The organism is Amycolatopsis orientalis (assembly GCF_000943515.2).
GTDB lineage: Bacteria > Actinomycetota > Actinomycetes > Mycobacteriales > Pseudonocardiaceae > Amycolatopsis > Amycolatopsis orientalis.
The window spans coordinates 8,034,489-8,054,256 of sequence record NZ_CP016174.1 but is presented as its reverse complement, the minus strand read 5'-3'; the positions used below and the strand labels follow the sequence as shown (position 1 = coordinate 8,054,256).

General features: G+C 69.3%; 21 protein-coding genes. 10 read left to right on the top strand and 11 right to left on the bottom strand.

Translation table 11 applies throughout. From position 1 onward, the window contains the following. Nucleotides 1–10: 10 nt before the first annotated feature. Complete coding sequence (locus SD37_RS34870; protein ID WP_044856346.1) at nt 11–769, bottom strand: hypothetical protein; 759 nt, start codon at nt 767–769, stop codon at nt 11–13. Then, a complete protein-coding gene (locus SD37_RS34865; RefSeq protein ID WP_044856345.1) occupies nt 766–975 on the bottom strand; it encodes a hypothetical protein in 210 nt (69 codons plus the stop codon). Before SD37_RS34865 ends, SD37_RS34870 begins: the two co-directional genes overlap by 4 nt. Before the next feature lie 150 nt (nt 976–1,125). On the opposite strand from SD37_RS34865, the gene SD37_RS34860 reads away from it, so the two are divergent. Continuing rightward, entirely contained in the window at nt 1,126–2,706 is a 1,581-nt protein-coding gene (locus SD37_RS34860) for a sensor histidine kinase (protein WP_044856398.1), read from the top strand. Further along, the gene (locus SD37_RS34855) at nt 2,681–3,355 is read left to right on the top strand and encodes a response regulator transcription factor (RefSeq protein WP_044856344.1); all 675 of its coding nucleotides are present in this window, start codon (nt 2,681–2,683) and stop codon (nt 3,353–3,355) included. The genes SD37_RS34860 and SD37_RS34855 overlap by 26 nt, the downstream gene beginning before the upstream one ends. Here SD37_RS34855 and SD37_RS34850 read toward each other — a convergent pair. Next, nucleotides 3,300–4,421 carry an FAD-dependent monooxygenase gene (locus SD37_RS34850; RefSeq protein WP_044856343.1) on the bottom strand — a complete coding sequence of 374 codons (1,122 nt, stop codon included), beginning with the start codon at nt 4,419–4,421 and terminating at the stop codon, nt 3,300–3,302. The two genes, SD37_RS34855 and SD37_RS34850, sit on opposite strands and share 56 nt — an antisense overlap. Before the next feature lie 43 nt (nt 4,422–4,464). On the opposite strand from SD37_RS34850, the gene SD37_RS34845 reads away from it, so the two are divergent. Continuing rightward, on the top strand, nt 4,465–5,010 hold the full coding sequence (locus SD37_RS34845) for a TetR/AcrR family transcriptional regulator (protein ID WP_044856342.1): 546 nt from the start codon (nt 4,465–4,467) through the stop codon (nt 5,008–5,010). Between the two features lie 165 nt (nt 5,011–5,175). Here the strand turns inward: SD37_RS34845 and SD37_RS34840 are convergent, their stop codons facing one another. Genes SD37_RS34840 through SD37_RS34830 form a run of 3 tightly spaced genes read right to left on the bottom strand, consistent with a single transcriptional unit; the run spans nt 5,176 to nt 7,867 of the window. After that, a complete protein-coding gene (locus SD37_RS34840; protein WP_044856341.1) occupies nt 5,176–5,922 on the bottom strand; it encodes an ABC transporter integral membrane protein in 747 nt (248 codons plus the stop codon). Continuing rightward, nucleotides 5,919–6,953 (bottom strand): alpha/beta hydrolase family protein, encoded by a 1,035-nt coding sequence (locus SD37_RS34835; protein WP_044856340.1) that lies wholly within the window; start codon nt 6,951–6,953, stop codon nt 5,919–5,921. Before SD37_RS34835 ends, SD37_RS34840 begins: the two co-directional genes overlap by 4 nt. Beyond that, nucleotides 6,950–7,867: an ABC transporter ATP-binding protein gene (locus SD37_RS34830; RefSeq protein WP_044856339.1), complete on the bottom strand. Its 918-nt coding sequence runs from the start codon at nt 7,865–7,867 to the stop codon at nt 6,950–6,952. Before SD37_RS34830 ends, SD37_RS34835 begins: the two co-directional genes overlap by 4 nt. 135 nt (nt 7,868–8,002) lie before the next feature. On the opposite strand from SD37_RS34830, the gene SD37_RS34825 reads away from it, so the two are divergent. Then, nucleotides 8,003–8,791: an ion transporter gene (locus SD37_RS34825; RefSeq protein WP_044856338.1), complete on the top strand. Its 789-nt coding sequence runs from the start codon at nt 8,003–8,005 to the stop codon at nt 8,789–8,791. Between the two features lie 4 nt (nt 8,792–8,795). Here the strand turns inward: SD37_RS34825 and hrpB are convergent, their stop codons facing one another. Continuing rightward, nucleotides 8,796–11,183 (bottom strand): ATP-dependent helicase HrpB, encoded by a 2,388-nt coding sequence (gene hrpB, locus SD37_RS34820; protein WP_044856337.1) that lies wholly within the window; start codon nt 11,181–11,183, stop codon nt 8,796–8,798. Then, entirely contained in the window at nt 11,180–12,007 is an 828-nt protein-coding gene (locus SD37_RS34815) for a glutamate ABC transporter substrate-binding protein (RefSeq protein ID WP_044856336.1), read from the bottom strand. The genes hrpB and SD37_RS34815 overlap by 4 nt, the downstream gene beginning before the upstream one ends. 91 nt (nt 12,008–12,098) lie before the next feature. On the opposite strand from SD37_RS34815, the gene SD37_RS34810 reads away from it, so the two are divergent. Then, a complete protein-coding gene (locus SD37_RS34810; RefSeq protein ID WP_037307723.1) occupies nt 12,099–12,587 on the top strand; it encodes a MauE/DoxX family redox-associated membrane protein in 489 nt (162 codons plus the stop codon). Between the two features lie 2 nt (nt 12,588–12,589). Beyond that, on the top strand, nt 12,590–13,384 hold the full coding sequence (locus SD37_RS34805; RefSeq protein WP_044856335.1) for a DsbA family protein: 795 nt from the start codon (nt 12,590–12,592) through the stop codon (nt 13,382–13,384). 10 nt (nt 13,385–13,394) lie between these two features. Here SD37_RS34805 and SD37_RS34800 read toward each other — a convergent pair whose 3' ends face one another. After that, on the bottom strand, nt 13,395–14,279 hold the full coding sequence (locus tag SD37_RS34800) for a LysR family transcriptional regulator (RefSeq protein WP_044856334.1): 885 nt from the start codon (nt 14,277–14,279) through the stop codon (nt 13,395–13,397). Nucleotides 14,280–14,413: 134 nt separating this feature from the next. Here SD37_RS34800 and SD37_RS34795 point away from each other — a divergent pair, with 134 nt between their 5' ends. Beyond that, nucleotides 14,414–15,229 (top strand): ThuA domain-containing protein, encoded by an 816-nt coding sequence (locus SD37_RS34795; protein ID WP_044856333.1) that lies wholly within the window; start codon nt 14,414–14,416, stop codon nt 15,227–15,229. Nucleotides 15,230–15,424: 195 nt separating this feature from the next. On the opposite strand, the gene SD37_RS34790 is transcribed toward SD37_RS34795, so the two are convergent. Together SD37_RS34790 and SD37_RS34785 are read right to left on the bottom strand one after the other, a co-directional pair. Continuing rightward, on the bottom strand, nt 15,425–16,132 hold the full coding sequence (locus tag SD37_RS34790) for an RraA family protein (protein ID WP_044856332.1): 708 nt from the start codon (nt 16,130–16,132) through the stop codon (nt 15,425–15,427). 9 nt (nt 16,133–16,141) lie between these two features. Continuing rightward, entirely contained in the window at nt 16,142–17,095 is a 954-nt protein-coding gene (locus SD37_RS34785; protein ID WP_236725191.1) for a hypothetical protein, read from the bottom strand. Between the two features lie 184 nt (nt 17,096–17,279). Here SD37_RS34785 and SD37_RS34780 point away from each other — a divergent pair, with 184 nt between their 5' ends. From SD37_RS34780 to SD37_RS34770, 3 genes are read left to right on the top strand one after another with little or no spacing between them, the layout of a single operon-like run. Beyond that, nucleotides 17,280–18,473, top strand: a complete 1,194-nt coding sequence (locus tag SD37_RS34780; RefSeq protein ID WP_201788860.1) for a lipid-transfer protein — start codon at nt 17,280–17,282, stop codon at nt 18,471–18,473. 17 nt (nt 18,474–18,490) lie between these two features. After that, nucleotides 18,491–18,922 carry a type II toxin-antitoxin system Rv0910 family toxin gene (locus SD37_RS34775; protein WP_044856331.1) on the top strand — a complete coding sequence of 144 codons (432 nt, stop codon included), beginning with the start codon at nt 18,491–18,493 and terminating at the stop codon, nt 18,920–18,922. Next, complete coding sequence (locus SD37_RS34770) at nt 18,919–19,764, top strand: MaoC/PaaZ C-terminal domain-containing protein (RefSeq protein ID WP_044856330.1); 846 nt, start codon at nt 18,919–18,921, stop codon at nt 19,762–19,764. Before SD37_RS34775 ends, SD37_RS34770 begins: the two co-directional genes overlap by 4 nt. Nucleotides 19,765–19,768 lie beyond the last annotated feature (4 nt).

Sequence of the window (19,768 nt, the reverse complement as noted above, 5' to 3'; positions counted from 1 at the left end):
CCCGGCGGGATCAGGAGGCTTGGCCGAGGGTCTCTTCGACGCGCTCACGCAGTGCGGGCGGGAGTTCGCCGAGCAGATGCGACCACTGCTCGATCCGCTTCTCGCTCAAGTGGGTGAGGAGGTCGAGCAGCGGCGGCCACAGGTCCTCGGCGGCGGCCGCGACCCGCAGGAGGCCCCGGAACCGCTCCTCGGACAGCAGGCCGAGGACGTGGTCGATCCGGCCCTTGTCGTCGAGGACGAACGCGATCCGGATCAGCGCTTCGTCGCCGATGACGGCGAGGGCCTTCCGCACCGTCGGGTCGGGCAGGTGGCCGACGAACCGGCCGACGGTGATCCAGTCCTCGCGGCGCACCAGTTCCCCGGCGACCGCGACGACGGTGTCGAGCGGGATCCGGGTGATGATCGCGCTCGCCCGGCGCGGGTCCAGTTCGGCCGCGACATCGGCCAGGAACCGCGGTTGCAGCCGTTTCGCGACGTCGACGCCCCGGGAGACGTCCACCAGCCCGGCGATCCGGGCGCACAGAAGCGGGCCGAAGACCTTCTCGGCGATCTTCGCCAGAATCGGGGAGGGGACGAGCTTGCTCGCCATCGCCATCCGCTCGAGGGCGGCGCGGTTGGCGTCGAACAGCGTGTCCGTGACCTGCTCACGGAACGCCTGGAGTTCGGCGGCGTCCACGTTTTCCAGGTAGGCGAGTCGCTCGGGGGTGGTCCCGAGGACACGCGCGAGTTTGAGGATCTCCGCCTGCGAAGCGAAGTTTTCGGTGGTCACAGGCCCACCGCCTTGCGGACGGCGCCACGCAGCAGCGCGGGCACGTACTTCAGGCCCTCTTCGCCCGCTTCGGCCAAAGCCTTGGCTTGGCGGTGGCGCGCGTCGCGTACCGCGTCGGAGAGGTCCTGTTTCTCGTCGTCGGCCAGCGCTTCGATGCCTGCCGGGACAGGACCGCCTAGCTGACCGGAGAGTGTGCGCTCGGCCATGGTCGATCATCATGCCTCATCGGGCCGCCGAGGGGCGGCGGAAGCGGGGGACCTTTACTTTCGTCCATGGCGGACCGCCCGTCACGGCTTGTAGCGTCCCGTTGCGTGAAGGACGGTGAGGAGCCCGCGCGGCGCGGCTGGCGGGTGGTCATGGACGTCGCGCTGTGGCTCGGCCTCTGCGGGTTCGTGCTCATCGACGCGGGGAACAACCCGAACCGCTGGGAATTGATCGCCGGGTTGAGCGCGGTCACGGTCGCGGTCGTGCTGTGGCGTCGTCATCCGGTGGTCTCGCTCGCCATCGCGATGGTCGCCAGTTTCGTCATCTTGGGCAGCTTCGGCGGGCGGGTACCGATCTGGGAAGGCTTCCTCCTTGTCGCGGTGAGCTATCTCGCCGGCTATCGGCGGCCGATCGCGAAGCCGATGCTGATCGTTTTCGCCACCGTCTCGGTGGTCGCGGTCCCGGTGGCGTTGCTGTGGAGCAAGGACGGCTTCTCGGCGTGGGGCGCCCTGCTCGGGGTCCTGGTCTTCGCGTCGGTGACGCCGTGGCTGCTGGGCCGCTACATCCGCCAGCGTGAGGACATGGCGCGCGACGGCTGGCGGCGCGCGGAGGAGATGGAGAGCCGTCAGCGGCTCGTCGCCGACCGCGCGCGCCTGCGCGAACGCACCCGGATCGCCAGCGACATGCACGATTCGCTGGGGCACGAGCTGAGTCTCATCGCCGTGCGCGCGGCGGCCTTGGAGGTCGCGGGCGGCCTCGACGAGCGGCAGCGGCAGGCCGCGGGAGAGCTGCGGCACAGCGCCGCGATCGCCACCGAACGGCTGCGCGAGATCATCGGCGTGCTGCGGGAGGACGACGCCCCGACCGAGCCGGTGGACGAGAGCGTCGAAGAGCTGCTCGACCGGGCCAGGGCGTCCGGTGTCCTGATCGAGTCCTCTGTGGATGGGCCCGGCGACGATGAGCCGCGGATGGTCGACCGCGCGGCCTACCGCGTGGTCCAGGAGTCGTTGACCAACGTGGTCAAGCACGCGCCCGGTGCCGCCGTCACCGTCCGGGTCACGCGGTCCGCGGGGCGCACGGACGTCCTGGTCGTCAACGCGGCGCCGCCCGCCGGACCGTTGCCCGGCCGGTCATCGGGACGCCGTGGCCTGATCGGCCTGCGGGAACGGGTCCGGCTGGTCGGCGGGACACTGCGGGCGGGGCCGAGCGGTGGCGGGTTCGAGGTCGCCGCGACCCTGCCGCACGACGCGGCGCCTTCGGCGGAATCGCCGGAGAACCAGGCGGCGATGGACGCCGAAGTGGGGCAGTCGACGTCGGCCAGGGAGCTGGAACGAGCCCGCCGCGACGTCCGGCGCAGCCTGATCCAGGCGATCGTGGTGCCGATCGGGCTCTTCGGCGTGGTCGTCGGGATCAGCGGGGCGGTGTTCCTCGTCCAGTGGTACGGCTCCGTTCTCGCGAGCGGGAGCTACGACCGGATCCGGGTCGGCCAGACACGGGCGGAGATCGCGCCCCTTCTGCCGGGCGATCAGCGGATCGCGCGGCCGCGGGTGCTCGAGCCGCCGGTGCCCAAGGGCGCGGTGTGCGAGTACTACGGCACCGAGCGCACCGTGTTCAACTTGAACTACGAGGCCTACAGGCTGTGCTTCGCCGACGGGAAACTGGTGGCGAAGGACGTGATCACCGAAGACGAGCAAAGGGGGAACCCGGATGATCCGGGTGGTGCTGGCCGATGACGAGGCGATGATCCGCGCCGGGGTGTCGGCGATCCTGGCCGCGGACGCCGGAATCGAGGTGGTCGCGGAGGCCGAGGACGGCCGCGCCGCCGTCGAGCAGGCCCGCGCGACCAGGCCGGACGTCGTCCTGCTCGACATCCGGATGCCGGTCATGGACGGGCTCAAGGCCGCCGAGGAGATCCGGCGGCTGCTGCCCGAGATCGGCGTGATCATGCTGACCACGTTCGGCGAAGACGCCTACATCGAGCGCGCGCTGGGCCTCGGCGCGAGCGGCTTCCTGCTGAAATCCGGGGATCCGCGCGAACTGCTGTCCGGGATCCACGCGGTCGCGGGCGGGGCGGCGTTCCTCTCGCCGAAGGTCGCGCAGCGCGTCATCGCCCGCTTCTCCGGCAACCAGGTGTCCCGTGCCGAAGAGGCGAAGGCGCTGATCGGCAAGCTGACCCCGCGGGAGCAGGAAGTGCTGGCACTGCTCGGTTCCGGACTGTCCAATGCGGACATCGCGGGCAAGCTGTTCGTGGTCGAGGGCACGGTGAAGGCCTACGTGAGCACGATCCTCAACCGGCTCGGCGCGCGGAACCGGGTGCAGGCCGCGATCACCGCGTACGAGGCGGGGCTGGTCGGCGAAGGACGGGAGGGGTCCAGCCGCTGACTCCGGCACCGATGCGGGCGGTGAGCGCTCCGGGGAGCAGGCGGAACACGCCGTTACGGACGGCGACAGCGAGCGGATTGCGCAGCTGCGGCCCGATTTTCCCGGCCTGGACCGAGGATTTGACGACCGCCTGGCTGCGCGGACGACGCTGCTCGTCGTACTTCTTCAGGCCTGCGTCGACGTCGTCGGTGGTACTGAGCGCGGCGGCGAGGACGACGGCGTCTTCGATCGCCTGGCAGCCGCCTTGGCCGAGGAACGGTGGCATCGCGTGCGCCGCGTCGCCGAGAAGCGCGACGCGGCCCTGCACATAGGACGGCAGGGGAGTGCCGAGCAGGTAGAGGTCGTGGTGGAGCAGCGCCTCGGGCGGGGTGGCGTCGATGAGATCGGGAATGGGTTCGTGCCAGCCGCCGAAACGGTCCCGCAGATAGGCTTTCGGGTCGTCATACCGGATCCCCGCTTCGGCGACGTAGCTCGCCCACCAGTAGACCCGGCCGTCGTGCAACGGGATGACGCCGATCTCGGCGCCGTCGTCCCAGCTCGTGCTGAGTTCTGTGGAGTGAGGGAGGGTGGTCACCGCGCGGAACGCCGTGCTGCCGCTGTAGACCGGTTCGGGATGCCGTGGCCACAGCCGCTTCCGGAGTCCACTGTGGATTCCGTCGGCCGCGACGACGACGTCCGCGTCGAGATCGTCGATGCCGGTGACCGCGGTGCCGGTGCGGACGCATCCGGCGGGCAGGGCGTCGAGGAGTGCCTCGATGAGGTCGGCGCGGTGGATGGCGGCGAGCGGGCGGCCGTGGTGACGGCGGAAGGCGTCGGCGTCCCAGCGGGTGATGCGGCGGCCGTTCCGGTCGTGGAGGCCGCCGGACGACTGTTCCTGGAGCTTGTCGAGGCGGACGCCCAGCGCTTCGAGTGAGCGCAGGGCGTTCGGCCACAGGGAGATGCCCGCGCCCACGGCGGTGAGTTCCGGCGCTTGTTCCAGGACGGTGACCTCCCAGCCGATGCCGTGCAGTCCGATGGCGGCGCTGAGTCCGCCGATTCCTCCGCCGACCACGATCGCTTTGCGCATGTCGACCTCCTCTACATCCGTAGAGTACTACTACACTTGTAGAGTGCGAAAGGCGATGATCGGAGATGCCGCCATCGAGGTGATCGCGGCCGAGGGGATGCGCGGGCTGACGCATCGCGCGGTCGACCGGTTCGCCGGGCTGCCGCCGGGTTCGACCTCGTATTACGCGCGGACGCGGGGGGCGCTGCTGGAGCTGGCGATCTCGCGGATGGTCGAACTCGACGACGTCACCCTCGACCCGCCGCCCGGGGAACTGGCCGAGTACCTGGCGGGGTTCGCGTACGCGGCGATCACGCGGGGGCGGACGCGGATGCTCGCGCGCTACGAGTTCGCGCTGGAGGCGACGCGGCGGCCGGAGTTGCGTGAGGCCTACGACCGCGGGGGGCTGGTGATCCGGCGGAGGTGTGCCGAGGTGCTGGAGGGCCGCGGGTCTGCGGAGCCGGAGCGGCACGCGCGGGTGCTCGTCGGGTGGCTCGACGGGACGATCTTCGACGCGCTGGCCGGGACCGGCTCGCTGCGGCCGCCGGACCTCGCGGAGCTGACGCGGGACGCGCGGGAGGTGCTGGCGGGGCTCGGGGTGGTGGGGTAGCAAGGGACCTTTGCTATCGCCTGGCGCTCTGACCTGCGGTTCCGGAATGGGAGGTTCCGGAATGGGAGTGTCGCGAAAGCCACTTTCGGGACGTCTGATGTCCTGAAAGTGGCTTTCGCGACGTGTCCGGCGGGCCAGCGATAGCAAAGGTCCCTTGCTCCCTTTTCAGGCGTCGCGCCGGCGGAGCACGGTGGACCCGGCCGCGAGACCGGCCACAGCCCACGCCGTACAGAGCGCGATGCCGACCCAAGGCGCGTAGGGTGCGACGCCGCCGAAGATGGGGTTCGGCTCGCCTGAGGTGACCATCGCGTTGACGCCCGCGAAGCCGGGGAAGTAGTTCACGAGGTCCTCCCAGCCGAGCGATCCGGCGAACATCGGGATCATCACCAGCAGCACGAACACCGACACGATCGTCCCCGCGGTGCTGCGCAACGCCGTCCCGAGCCCGAGGCAGAGCAGCCCCAGCAGCGCGAAGTACCCGCCCATGCCCGCGGCGGTCGCGAGCACGGCCCCCACCGACGAGTCCGGCGCCGGGATCAGCGGCGCGGAAACGGCCACCCCGGCGAGTGTGTTCAGGACCCCGTAGCCGAACAGCACGGGCAGCAGCACGGCCGACTTCGCGGCGAGGACGCGGTTGCGCACCGGGACCCACTGCAGGGTCGAGCGGATGCTGCCGCTGGCGTACTCGCTCGTGACGAACAGCGTCGCCAGCGCCACCACCGCGAACTGCGAGAGATAGAACGCCGCGCCGACCACGACGGCGTGCGGGGCCATCGGACGGTCGCTACCGTCGCGCAGGGCGAAGCCCAGCGCCGCCGAGTAAGCGAGCATCAAGGCCAGCCCGCTGATCAGGCACCACCAGGTCGAGCGGACCGACCAGAATTTGGTCCACTCCGAAGAGATCGCGTTCATCGTGCACTCCACTGCTTGAAGAAGCCGGTCAGCCGGTCGCGGAAGAAGTCCAGCGCCACCCGCGAATCGATCGAGCCGTACTGGTTGCGCACGAGGTCGGCGGGCAACGAGGACCGCAGGCCCAGCTGGTCCACCAGGATCGCGGCGTCGCTCACCGAGGAGTGCCCGCTGTTCTCGAGCAGGTACCGCTCCTTCGGCCCGGTGAGCCGCGGCCAGGTCTCGTCCCAGCTCTTCCCGAAGTTCGTCTCGCCGATCGGGCTGGCCAGCAGCAGCAACGGCCGGTCGAGCGAGACGGTGCCGTAGAACGGGCCGTCGACGTTCACGCCCGCCTTGATCCGCCGGTCGGCGACCATCGACGCGGCCGTCGCCGAACCCCCGGCCGAGTGGCCCGCCATGCCGATTTTCGCCGGATCGATGGACCAGCGCCGGCCGTTCAGGAGGGTGTCGAGGACGAACGACGTGTCGGCGGCGCGGTTCGTGATGGCTCCCGGCCAGGGCTGGCCGGGAAGTCCACAAGGGACACATTGGCGCAGGCCGTCGGGGAACTCCGTTTCCCAGGCTTCGTAGGCGTGGTCGATCCCGGCGACCACGAATCCCCGTGCGGCGAGCCGTTCGGCCACCGCGGTCAGGGTGATCCGGTTGTTGCCCGCACCCGGCGAGAGCAGGACCAGCGGACGCCGTCCTGGCAGGGACGGCGCGTTCTCCCGGGAATGGACCCGCACCTTGCTCAGCGTGTCCGGCGGGAGATCGAGGTTCCGCCCCGCGATCGCCGCCGCCGACTCAGCCCGCGTCATGTACAGCGGCGCGTGCCCGACCGGGGCGGCCGGGTACCAGACGGTGACCATCAGCTCACGCCGCTTCTCCGGCACCCAGGGGTCGGCTCGCCGCTGATCGGTGAGGTGCAGCGTGCGCATCCCGATCGGGAACGGGCCACCCGGCGAGGGCAGCGACAGCTCCGGCGAGGCGGAAGCGGCCGCCGGCACCCCCAGCAGGCCGGCGATCACCGCAACCAGGACCACGAGTGACTTCATGCCGCGACTCCCGTTCCGTATTCGACCGACGACGCGGTCAGTTCCATGTAGGCCTGTTCCAGCGACGCGGTCCGTTCGGTCAGCCCGTGCACACGGATCCCGAGTTCGTGCACCACGTCGCCGACCCTGGCGACGGGCAGGTCGTGCACGATCAGTTCGCCGTCCTCGGCTTCCGTGCTCGCGCCGAGCGCGCGCAGCCGCTTCTCGAGTGCGCGCAGTTCGGCGAGGACGGGCACCCGCACCGCGACCGAAGCCCGCGAATTGCCCGCGATGAACTCGTCGACCGGGGCGTCGGCGAGCAGCTTTCCCTTGCCGATGACGACGAGCCGGTCCGCGGTCAGCTGCATTTCGCTCATCAGGTGGCTCGACACGAACACCGTGCGGCCCTCCGCGGCGAGCGAACGCATCAGCTGCCGCACCCAGCGGACGCCGTCGGGGTCGAGGCCGTTGACCGGCTCGTCGAACATCAGCACGCCCGGGTCACCCAGCAGCGCGCCGGCGATGCCGAGCCGCTGTCCCATGCCGAGTGAGAATGTCCCCGCTCGTTTGCCCGCGACGTCGGTGAGGCCGACCGTCGCGAGCACCTCGTCCACCCGGCTCGCCGGGATCCCGTTGCTGCGCGCCATCGCCAGGAGATGTTTGCCCGCGCTCCGGCCGGGGTGCAGCGCCTTGGCCTCCAGCAGCGCGCCGACCTCGCGCAGCGGGGACCGCAGGTCCGTGTACCGCTTGCCGTCGATGCGGACCTCGCCCGCGCTCGGCGCGTCGAGGTCGAGCGTCATCCGCATGGTCGTCGACTTGCCCGCGCCGTTGGGCCCGAGGAAGCCGGTCACCTTGCCCGGTTCGACGGCGAAGGTCAGCCCGTCGACGACCGTCTTTTCCCCATAGCGCTTCGTGAGTCCTCGAAGCGTGATCATCCGCGTCCTCCTTCGTATGGGGCAAGTTTCCGGCGCGGGGGCCCGGCCGGGCATTACCCCGAAGTCATCGGCCACCCCTTACTTTCGGCAGGTGCCGTTCGGCACGAGTCCTCGTGGAAAGGCAGAATCTGCGCCATGACCACCCGCGAACAACGGCGCGTGAATCCGCTCGACCTGGTGATGCTCGTACTCGCCGTGTTCTCCGTCGGGTTGCTCGTCTACGTGACGTTCTTCCCGCATTCGGACGAGACGGCGCACACCGTCTTCATCATCGACACGACGGTGTGCGGGCTGTTCGCGCTGGAATTCCTGTGGCGGTGGCGGCGTCACCGCTGGGACAAAAGGTTCCCGCTGCGGAACTGGTACGAGATCCTCGGCATGATCCCCATCGCGCATCCGGCGCTGCGCGGATTCCGGCTCCTGCGGATCATCGTGGTGCTGGTCCGGCTCGCCCGCACGGCGGATCGTGCGTTCGGGGAGCGGTTCACGCAGCGGCTGGTCGAACGGCTGTCCCGGCCGATCGTGCTGGCGATCAAGAAGCCGATCACGATCGCGGTACTCGACGAGGTCGTCAAGGTGCTGGAAACCGGCAACTACCCGCAGAACCTCGCGCGTTCGCTGGGGGAGAACCAGACGTTGCTGCGGGGGATCATCGCCGAGAAGCTCAAGAACGACCCGCAGGCGGGGCGGCTTTCCCGGCTGCCGTTCCACGACGAGGTGGTGCGCTCGGTCATCGACACCGCGATGCGCGTGATCCTCGAAGTGCTGACGGATCCACGGACCGACGAGTTCTTCGCGCATGTCGTGCGGGAGAACCGGGAGCAGATCCGGAGCGCGGTGCAGCTGGGGCTGAACGAGCGGCTGGACGACGAGGAGCTGGCGGAGCGGCTGCCGACCAAGCCGCAGCACCAGATGATGGACTGACCACTCACGAGCCGCGGCGGCTGGTCCGCCGGGTGGGAGCGGCGCTCAGCGGGTCGTCCGGCCAGGGATGCTTCGGGTAGCGCCCGCGGAGATCGGCGCGCACGGCGGCGTAACCGTTGCGCCAGAACGATTCCAGATCGGCGGTGACGGCGGCGGGGCGGCCGGCGGGCGAGAGCAGATGCAGGACGACGGGCACGCCCGCCAGCTCCGGCGTCGCGAGCCAGCCGAAGGTTTCCTGCAGTTTCACGGCCAGCACCGGCTGCTCGCCCGAGTAGTCGACCCGGATCCGCGAACCGGACGGCACCTCCAGCCGGTCCGGCGCCAGTTCGTCCAAACGCGACGCTTCGGGCCATGGCAGCAGGCCCCGCAGCGCGGCACCCGCGTCCAGTGAGGCCAGATCCGACCGGCGGCGCGCGGAGCCGAGATCCAGCCATGAGTCCAAAGTAGACAATAGGGTCGCGTCATCGACCGCGGGCCAAGGTGAACCCAGCACCCGATGGAGGAAGGACAAGCGCTCACGCAGCCGCCTGCCGTCCTCGGACCAGCGCAGCAGGCCGAGTCCTTCGGTGCGCAAGCCTTCCAGCAGTGCGGCGCGGATCGCGTCCGGCGCGGGAGAGCGCAACGGTTTCTCCGAGAGCACGATCGCCCCGAGTCGCCGCACCGAACGCGCGACGACGTCGCCGTGGGACCAGTGCACCTCGTCCGCCGCCGTGACCAGATTCGGCGCCGCGCGGACGGCCAGGTCTTCGTCGGCGGGCGCGGCCAGCCGGATGACGCCCTGCGCGCGGCCGGGATCGCGGGTCGCTTCGGCCACCGCCAGCCATTCGACGTCGGCCAGCCCGCTCCCGCGCGGCAGTTCCGCCGCTGTGCCACCGGCCATCAGATAGACCGGCGTCCCCGCGGAACGCCGCCGCGCGAGCCGTTCGGGATGGGCCAGCGCGACGACCAGCGCGGGATCGGGCGCCCCGCCGCCGTCGGGCACCAGCTTGGAAAGCCGCCGCACGTCGGACTTCCAGCGCTCGTCGCCCCGTACCCGCCGCAGTTCGGCTTCGAGGTCGGTCAGCGTGCCGCCGCTGTCGAGCAGGGCGACGACCTCGGCCGCCGAACGCGCGTTGGTCCGCGCCGCGCCGTCCAGCAACGCCCGCGCCAGCCGGGGATGCAGGCCGAGCCCGGCCATCTTCCGGCCGCGTTCGGTCACCGTCCCGTCTTCCGCGGTCGCCCCGAGGGTGACCAGCAACGCGCGACCGGCGGCCAGCGCGCCTTCGCCGGGCGGATCCCACCAGGCGAGGCCGGAACCGTCCGGAGTGGACCAGCAGGCGAGTTCCAGGGCGAACCGCGCCAGCTCGGCCGTCCGGATCTCGGGCTCGGGGTAGGCGGGCAGGGAACCCTGCTCGTGCGCCGCCCAGCAGCGGTAAGCGCGCCCCGGCGCCTCACGACCGGCCCGGCCGGCGCGCTGTTCCGCGACAGCCGCCGAAACCCGGACCGTCGCCAGCCCCGGCAGGCCACGCCGGTGATCGACACGGGGCACCCGGGACAGTCCGCAGTCCACCACCGCGCGTACGCCGGGAACGGTCAGGCTGGACTCGGCGACCGACGTCGAAAGCACGACCCGGCGGCGGGCGCGCGGGCGCAGCGCGTCGTCCTGACTCGCCGCCGAAAGCCGCCCGTGCAGCGGCAGCACGTCGGCGTCCAGACCGCCGAGCCGCTCGCTCACCCTGGCGATCTCACCCGCGCCGGGCAGGAACGCGAGTACGTCACCGTCTCCTTCGGACAGTGCTTTGTGGATGGCGCGGACGACGGCCGCCTCGATCCGCTCGCCTCGCGAAGGCGGGGAGTACGCGACGTCGACCGGGTAGGTCCTCGCGTGCGCGGTGATCACCGGCGCGTCCCCGAGCAGGGCTGCCAGCCGTCCGGCGGCCACGGTGGCGGAGGTCGCGAGCAGGCGGAGGTCGTCCCGCAGCCCGGCGCGCACGTCCAGCAGCAGCGCGAGCAGCAGATCCGCGTCGAGATGGCGTTCGTGGCATTCGTCGAGCAGGACGGTCGAAACCCCGGCCAGCTCGGGATCGGCCTGCACGCGCCGGACCAGCAGCCCGGAAGTGACCACTTCGATCCGCGTCGAAGAGGACACCTTCCGGTCACCGCGCACCGCGTAGCCGACCGTCTCGCCGACCCGTTCGCCCAGCAGGGACGCCATCCGCGCGGCGGCGGCCCGCGCGGCCAGCCGCCTCGGTTCGGCGACGATCACCCGGCCTTCGCCGTTGTCCAGGGCCAGCGGCACCAAAGTGGTCTTGCCGGTCCCTGGCGGCGCGACGAGCACCGCCGTGCCGTGTGCGTCGAGGGCGGCTTGGAGTTCGGGCAGGACGGCGCGAACCGGCAGGTCGGGAAGGGTCACTGCTCGGTGACCTGCGGCGGGGGCGGGATCCGGTAGCCGGACGGGCCGATGTTGCGGTTCAGCGAGGCGAGCCAGTCACCCGACGAGATCATCTTCTGGATGGCCCTGGCCACCGCCGCCCGCCCTTCGTTGTCGCCTTTGCGCAGGCCGACACCGTATTTCTCCTGGGAGAACCGCTTGCCGACGACCCTCAGCAGCTCCGGGTTCTGGGCGACGTACCCGGCAAGGATGACGTCGTCGGTGGTCACCGCGTCGACCTGTCCCGCGAGCAATGCCGTGACGCAGTCCTGATAGCGCGGGTATTCGACGAGCTGGACGGCCTGGGCGAACTTGTCCCGCACCTGCTCGGCCGAGGTGGTGCCGCCCACGGCGCACAGTTTGCGGCCGTTGAGGTTCTCCGGGCCGGTGATGTCGGTCGACCGGAGGCGCACCAGCAGATCCTGGCCGGTGTCGAAATAGGGCCCGGCGAACGCGACCACCTGTTTGCGTTTCTCGGTGATCGAGTAGGACGCCACCATCAGATCCGTGATCCCGGATGTTATGTCCGTCTCGCGCGTCGACGGCTTGCTGTCGTGCCAGGTGATGTGATCCTCGTCGACGCCGAGTTCGCTCGCGACGTACTTCGCCACGTCGACGTCGAAACCGACGTACCGGCCGTCGACCGTGCGTTTGGAGAGTCCCGGCTGGTCGAAGCGGATTCCGATGGTGAGTTTGTTGGAACCGACGGCGCGCGCGACGAGCGAATCCGCCGGAGCGGTCTCGTCGCCGCAGGCCGCCGTTGTGACCAGCATCAAACAGGCCGCCAGCAGGGCGCGTCCCCTCATCGGGTGCCTCCGTCCGCCGCCTCACATTGTTCTCAGGGTCGACGGTTAGCCTAGGCCCGTGCGTAGACCGCCCCAAGTCGTACTCGACGCCGTGGGCACGCTCGCCCGGCTCGGACTGGCCGCCGTCTGGTTGATTTCCGGAGCGCTGAAGATCAGCGATCCGGGGCAGACCTACATCGCGGTGCAGGCGTTCGATGTCCTGCCGGACGGGTTCGTCCGCCCGGTCGCGATCGCGATGCCGCTCGCCGAACTGGCGCTCGGCCTGTTCCTGCTCGCCGGGTTCGTGACCCGGTGGGTGTCGGTGCTGTCGGTGCTGCTGCTCGCGGTGCTCATCGCCGCGATCGCCCAATCGTGGGCGCGCGGGCTGAGCATCGATTGCGGCTGCTTCGGCGGTGGCGGTCAGATCGCCGCGGATCAGACGCGATATCCGCAGGAGATCGCCAGGGACCTCGGGTTCGCGTTACTGGGTGTCTGGCTCATCGTGCGGCCGCGGACGTGGCTGTCCGTGGACGGCTGGCTCGGGAACTCTCGCGGTGCCGCCGACGACGACTATGTGGGTATCGCTGAAGGGAACGAATAATCGTGGGTGGAGCTGAGCGCAACGCTCGGAAACGCAAGCAGCAGCAGACGGCGGCGCGTTCGGTCGCGCAGGCCAGGGGTGTCGCCGGCGGGGACAAGAAGAAGGTCGTCGCGATCACGGTCGCCGTGGTCGTGCTCGCCGCGCTGGTGATCGGTGGCGTCCTCTGGACGACGTCGAGCAAGGACACCACCGAGGGCAAGGTGATCCAGGCGCAGACGACCACGTCGGCGCCCGGTGTCGTCGAGAAGCGCGACGGGGCCGTCGTGATCGTCGGCAAGCCCGAGGCGAAGAAGACCATCGACATCTACGCCGACTTCCTGTGCCCGGTCTGCAAGCAGTTCGAGGAGTCGTTCAAGGGGCAGATCCAGGAGCAGGTGAACAACGGCGTCCTGCAGGTCCGCTATCACATGCTGCCGATGCTCAACCAGCGTTCCGACCCGCCGGGCTACTCGCTGGACTCCGCCAACGCCTCGCTGGCCGCGGCCGACGCGGGCAAGTTCCTCGCCTTCCACGACGCGCTGTTCAAGGACCAGCCGCAGGAGGGCGCGCGTGGCTTCGACAAGGCGCAGCTGATCAAGCTCGGGGCCGACGTCGGCATCACCGACCCGGCCTTCGCGATCGCGGTCAACACCGGCGCCTACGAGCAGCAGGTCAAGGACGCCTACGCGAAGATCTCCAAGGATCCGTCGCTGCAGCAGGACTTCGGCAACGGGCCCGGCTTCGGCACGCCGACCGTCACCGCGAACGGTCAGGTCGTGAAGCTCGAGGACGGGTGGGTGCAGAAGGTCGTCGCCTGACCCGGGAGTTTCAGGGGCGCGAAGCGGAGGCGAGGTGCGCGAAGGCCTGTACGCGGGCCGTCTCGGCGGAGTGCGGCCAGACGAGGCCCCACTCGACGTCGGGTGAACCCGCGAAGGGCACGAAGCGGATCCGGGGATGGCTGAAGTACTCCCGCGCGTGCGCGGCGAGCGGGCAGATCCCGGCACCGGTGGCGATCCCCGCGAGCAGTTCCTGGAAGGTCGTGAAGGGCTTTCCCCGCGTCACCGGATGCCCGGCGGGGGTCAGCCACGGCCTCGGCTCCTCGACCCAGTACGGCTCCGGCGGATGTGCCGCGCGGAGGACGGTGTCCCGCGCGAGGTCGTCCAGTGTCACGGATTCCCGTCGCGCGAACGGATGTTTCGACGACACCGCGAGCACCATCGGTTCGGCGTACACGGCAGGCCCGGTGGTGAGATCGGCTTCGTCGGCCGGGAGCAGGGTCACCAGGACGTCGATCTCTCCCGAGCGCAGCATCGCGAACGGGTCGGCGAAATCGGCCTCCCGGATGAGCAGTTCCGTATCCGGGTAGCGCTGCCGGAAACGGTCCAGCAGGTCTTCGACGAGATCGGCGACGCCGGGCGCCTCGAAGCCCAGCCGTAGCACCCCGCCGACGCCGCGTCCGGCCGCGACGGCGCGTTCGATGCCTTCGTGCAGCGCGCGGTAGGCGGGCCCGAGGTCGTCCCGCAGCCGCTTGCCGATCGGCGTGAGCTGGACCCGCCTGCTGGTGCGGACGAACAACGGCGCGCCGATCCGGCGCTCCACCTGCTTGATCGTCTGACTCACCCGGGCCTGCGAGATGTGCAGCCTGTCCGCGGTGCGGCCGAAATGCAGCTCGTCGGCCAGCGTCAGGAAGATCTCGATGTCCCGCAGTTCCATAATCCCCAGGTTATCGATTGGGGCTCGTGCCGGTCACCGGTAACCGTCTTTCTTCACAGGTCTAGACCACAAGCTCACTGTCATGCGTTAATTCAAGCCTTGAACTTACACTTCCGGCTTGGGTGGTGGGCAAGATGAAGAAGTTCGTGCTCCGGCTCGCTCTACTGTTCGCCTCGTGTCTCGCGCTGGCCATGGCGCCCGTCCCGGCACAGGCCGCGCCCGCGTTCAAAGTACTGGCCTTCTACAACGGCACCTACGACGCGGCGCACATCAGCTTCGTCAAGGAAGCCCAAGAGTGGTTCCCGAAAATCGCTTCACAGCACAACTTCGGCTACACCGCGACCAAGGACTGGAACCAGCTGAACTCGCTGCAACCCTCGCAGTACCAGGTGGTGCTGTTCCTGGACGATCTGCCGCAGACCTCGGCGCAGCGCGCGGGTTTCGAGCGCTACATGCGGGCGGGTGGCGCGTTCTTCGGCTTCCACGTGGCGGCGTTCACCACCAATCCGTCCGCCTGGGACTGGTACCACAACAAGCTCCTCGGCACGGGCGCGTTCAAGTCGAACACGTGGGGCCCGACGACGTCGACACTGCGCGTGGAGAACCGGCCGCATCCCTCGACCACGCGGCTGCCCGCGACGTTCACCTCTTCGGTGAGCGAGTGGTACGCCTGGAACAACGACCTGCGGAAGAACCCGGACATCCGGATCCTCGCGTCGGTGGACCCGGTGAGCTTCCCGCTGGGGACCGACCCGAATCAGTCCTGGTACAGCGGGTACTACCCGATCCTCTGGACCAGCAACAAGTACAAGATGCTGTACGCCAACTTCGGCCACAACAAGATGAACTACGAGACGAACCAGCCGTTGTCGTCGACGTTCGCGAGTGAGGTGCAGAACCGCTTCGTCATCGACGGCCTGCTGTGGCTCGGTGGTGCGAAGACCGCTTAGTGAGGCGTGAGGGCAGACGTCGGCGCTGCTCTGGGCGGTCCGGATGTGGCATCGCAGTGGCTGCGGGGTTCGAGTGTGGAGGATTTGGGACGTTCAACGTCCCAAATCCTCCACACTCGAGGTGCGCGGGGTTCCGGCCCTGAACTGGGCACGTTTTCCCTGGTCAGGCCGCCGGGCGATAGCAAAGGTCCCTTGCTACTCCTCGATGGCGCCGCCCACCGCACGCAGGTGCTCGCGAAACGTCAGCGAGGGCGACTTCGCACGCTCAGCGAGGAAGTCGGCGAAGCGCACCTGTTCGCGAAGGGACTCTCCGGCGCGGATCCGGTCGGCCTGACGCCGCTCGGTGTCGCGGATGGCCTCCGCCAGGTCCAGTACCTCGTCCGCCCGGTCGGCGGGGACGAACAGCACGCCGTCCTCGTCGCCGAACACGAGATCGTCCCGGCTCACCGTCCACTCGCCGACGACGGCGGACTCCAGCGCGCCGTCCGGGCGGGCCGAGACCGAGAGCGGGCCGGTCGGGATGGAGCCGAGGCTGAACACCGGCAGGCCGATCTTCTTGATGTCAGCGGTGTCGCGGTGCAGGCCCCAGATGACCACGCCGCTCAGCCCGGCCGCCTGCGCTTCCAGGACCGCGAGGTCCCCGACGCAGCTTTCGTCGAGCCTGCCGCCGTTGTCGACGACGAGGACGTCGCCGGGGTTCGCTCCTTCGTACGCTTCCAGGAAGACGTCGACGCTGCCGACGTGCCGGGCGGGGGTGACCCGCCCGGCGACGCGGCCGCCCGGCACGACGGTGTGCGTGCCGGCGGGGGCGCAGCGGACCGGGACGCGGGCGCGGACGCAGCCGTCGGTCAGATGCGCGGTGGTCAGCTGGGAGAAGCGCTGTCGAAGCTCTTCAGGATCCATGCCCCGACTTTAACCACGGCGCCACACCACGGGGGTGTTGCCGCCGCCGCTGCTTTCCAGCGTTCCGGCGATCTCGCCGTTGTCGCCCACGACGATGCCGTACGCGTTGCCGGGGGAGGGGAGCGTCGTCACCGGGCCGCCCGGGGACCACACCGTGGGAGTTCTCGGCGAAATCCATCCGGTGACCAGCCCGGAACCGTTGAGCGCCATCGTGTTCATGTTGTCCGGAACCTCCACGGAGGTGTCGAACGCCGTCCAGAGCCGGTCGCCCAGCTGGGTCGAGGCCAGCACCTTCCCGTTCCGGATCGCGATCCCGCGTGATTCCCGGAGACCGTCCGGGAGGACGAGCTGCCGCAGTACCCCGTCCTTCCAGAGCCAGGTGCCGCCGAACTGCTCGTTCAGCAGGATGGTGCCGTCCTGGTCGATGTCGACGGGGGAGAGCAACGGCGGGACGTCCAGCAGCACCGGGTGCTCACGGTCGCCGGACGGCCAGAAAGCGGCGGTGGAGCCGTACCGGATGTCGTTGAACACCGTGCCGACGACGTCGCCGCGGTCGTTCGTGCCGAGGGCCTGCGTGTTGTAGTAGCCCGGAACCTTCCCCAGGAACCGGAAGTCGCCGTTCTCGAAGGCGAAGGCGTGCTTGTCCGGGTATCGGCTCCCGTTCAGGTAGGAGACGGCGTTGCCGAGGACCGAACCGGACGCGGTCTCGTCCACCGCTTCGACCGAGGTGTAGCCGGCCGGGATGCCGTGGTCTTCGAAGGTCCCGCCTGCCCAGGTGATCAGCCTTCCGTCGTAGGTACCCGCGTAGCCCCCGGTGCCGTTCGTGGCGTTCACCCGCGCGGTTCCGCCACCGCCGGACGGCAACGGCAGGTAGCTCATCGTCCAGTCGCTCGCCGACGCGGTGCCCGCCGACAGCAGTCCGGCGGCGACGGTCGCGGCCAGGACCAAGCTCGTTCTCTTCATCGAAGTTACCCCCTGTGAGTGGTGTTCTCCCTGTTTAACGGGGGTGCGAGCCGCTCGTCTGCGTCACCTGACACGCAACGTGCCGCAAGTAACATCCGTGCAGGAATGTATGTAAGGGGTTGATAAATACAAACCTGTCTGTATCTTCAGTCTCAGCAGCGACCCGGCAACGACAAGGAGCGTCGTGGTGGCCAACAAGGTGTACGTCGTCGGCGTGGGCATGACGAAATTCGAGAAGCCCGGCCGCCGCGAAGGCTGGGACTACCCGCAGATGGCCAAGGAGTCGGGGACCAAGGCGCTCTCCGACGCCGGGATCTCCTTCGACGAGGTGCGGCAGGCCTACGTCGGCTACGTCTACGGCGAGTCGACGTCGGGGCAGCGCGCGGTCTACGAACTGGGCATGACCGGGATTCCGGTGGTCAACGTCAACAACAACTGCTCGACCGGTTCGACCGCGCTCTACCTCGCCGCGGAAGCGATCCGGGGCGGCCGCGCGGACTGCGTGCTCGCGCTCGGGTTCGAGAAGATGCAGCCGGGATCGCTCGGCTCGACCTACGACGACCGCGAGCAGCCGATGGGCAGGCATCTCCAGGCGCTCGCGGAGATCTCCGAGGTGCTCTTCCCGCCGGCGCCGTGGATGTTCGGCGCGGCGGGCCGCGAGCATATGAAGACCTACGGCACGACCGCCGAGCACTTCGCCAAGATCGGCGAGAAGAACCACCGGCATTCGGTGAACAACCCGTACGCCCAGTTCCAGGAAAGCTATTCGTTGCAGGACATCCTCGACTCACGGATGATCTACGACCCGCTCACCAAGCTCCAGTGTTCGCCGACCTCGGACGGTTCGGGCGCCGCGATCCTGGCCAGTGAGTCCTTTGTGGACTCACATGGGCTCGCGGGACAGGCGGTCGAGATCGTCGGTCAGGCGATGACCACCGACTTCGCGAGCACATTCGACGGTACCGCGAAGAACATCATCGGCTACGACATGAACGTCCAGGCCGCGCGCCAGGTCTACGACCAGGCGAGTCTCGGGCCGGGTGACTTCCAGGTCATCGAACTGCACGACTGCTTCTCCGCCAACGAACTCCTGCTCTACGAAGCGCTGGGACTCTGCGCCGAAGGGGAAGCCGGGAAGCTCGTCGATTCCGGGGACACCACCTATGGCGGCAAATGGGTCGTCAACCCGTCCGGCGGGCTGATCTCCAAGGGGCATCCGCTCGGCGCCACCGGTCTCGCCCAATGCGCCGAACTTACCTGGCAGCTTCGCGGCACCGCGGACAAGCGGCAGGTCGACGGCGTCGAAGCCGCGCTGCAGCACAACATCGGACTCGGCGGCGCCGCCGTCGTCACCGCCTACCAGCGCGCCGAGCGCTGATCCCGAAAGGAAGAACCATGGGCAAGATCAGTGCCTCCGTCGAACTCCCCGCCTCGCCCGAGAAGGTCTGGGCGGAGTTCTCCAACCCCAACAACTTCGAGAAATGGCTGACCATCCACACCAAGTGGAAGGGTGACGTCCCGACCGAGTTCTCCAAAGGGGCGCAGGCTTCCGAGGTCGTCACGATGCTCGGCATGCCGAACACGATCACCTGGACGGTCGACGAGTTCGAGGCGCCGTCGAAGCTCGCGATCTCCGGGACCGGGATGGCCGGGGTGAAGGTCAAGTTCGAGCTGTCCGTGGCGCCGTCCGGCGACGGCTCGCTCGCCAGCATCGACGCGGAGTTCGCGGGCCAGATGATCGTCGGCGCGCTCGGCAAGGCCGTCGAGAAGGACGGCAAGAAGAACCTCGACGCCTCGCTCGAGAACTTCAAGGCGCTGGTCGCGTGACCGACGAGCGGTTCGATCCCGGCGGGCTCGGCAAGTGGACCGGTGAGTCCCGGTTCGAGGTGACCCGCGAACGGCTGATCGAGTACGCGAAGGCCACGAACGACCCGATCCCGGCGCATCTCGCCGGGGACGTCGCGAGCCCGGTGTTCGCGATCGTGCCGGTGTTCGAGTCGCTGATGGAACCCGCGCTGGAGGTCGTCCCGGTCGGGTTGTTCGGCCGGATCGTGCACGGGGAACAGGAATTCCGCTTCCACCGGCCGATCCGGCCCGGCGACAAGCTCGTGTCCCGGGCACGGATGACCGGGTACGAAGGCCTGCCGAACGGCACCCGCGGCACCATCCACCTCGAATGCCGCACCGAGGACGGCGACCTGGTCAACGAGCAGTACGTGACGTTGTTCGTGCGCGGGTTCGACACCGGCGAGACTCGGGGCGAACTCGGACCGGAGCACAAGTTCGACGAAGCGCTGCGCGCGCGGCCGCCGGTGGCGAAGGTGAGCCAGCACGTCGACGACGACCAGACGTACCGGTACGCGCCCGCGGCGGGCGATCCGATGCCGATCCACCTCGACGAAGAGGTCGCGAAGGCTTCGGGACTGCCGGGGATCATCGCGCACGGCCTGTGCACCATGGCGTTCGCGTCGTGGGCGTTGCTGACCGAGGTCGCCGGGTCCGATGTGGACAGACTGAAGCGGTTCGCCGTCCGGTTCGCCAAACCGGTGCTGCCGGGCCAGGACCTGACGACGCGCATCTGGCACGCGGGCGACGGAAGCCATGCGTTCGAAACCACCGTCGGCGACACCGTCGTGCTCAAGGACGGTCTCGCGGAATTCGCGGAGTAGGAGC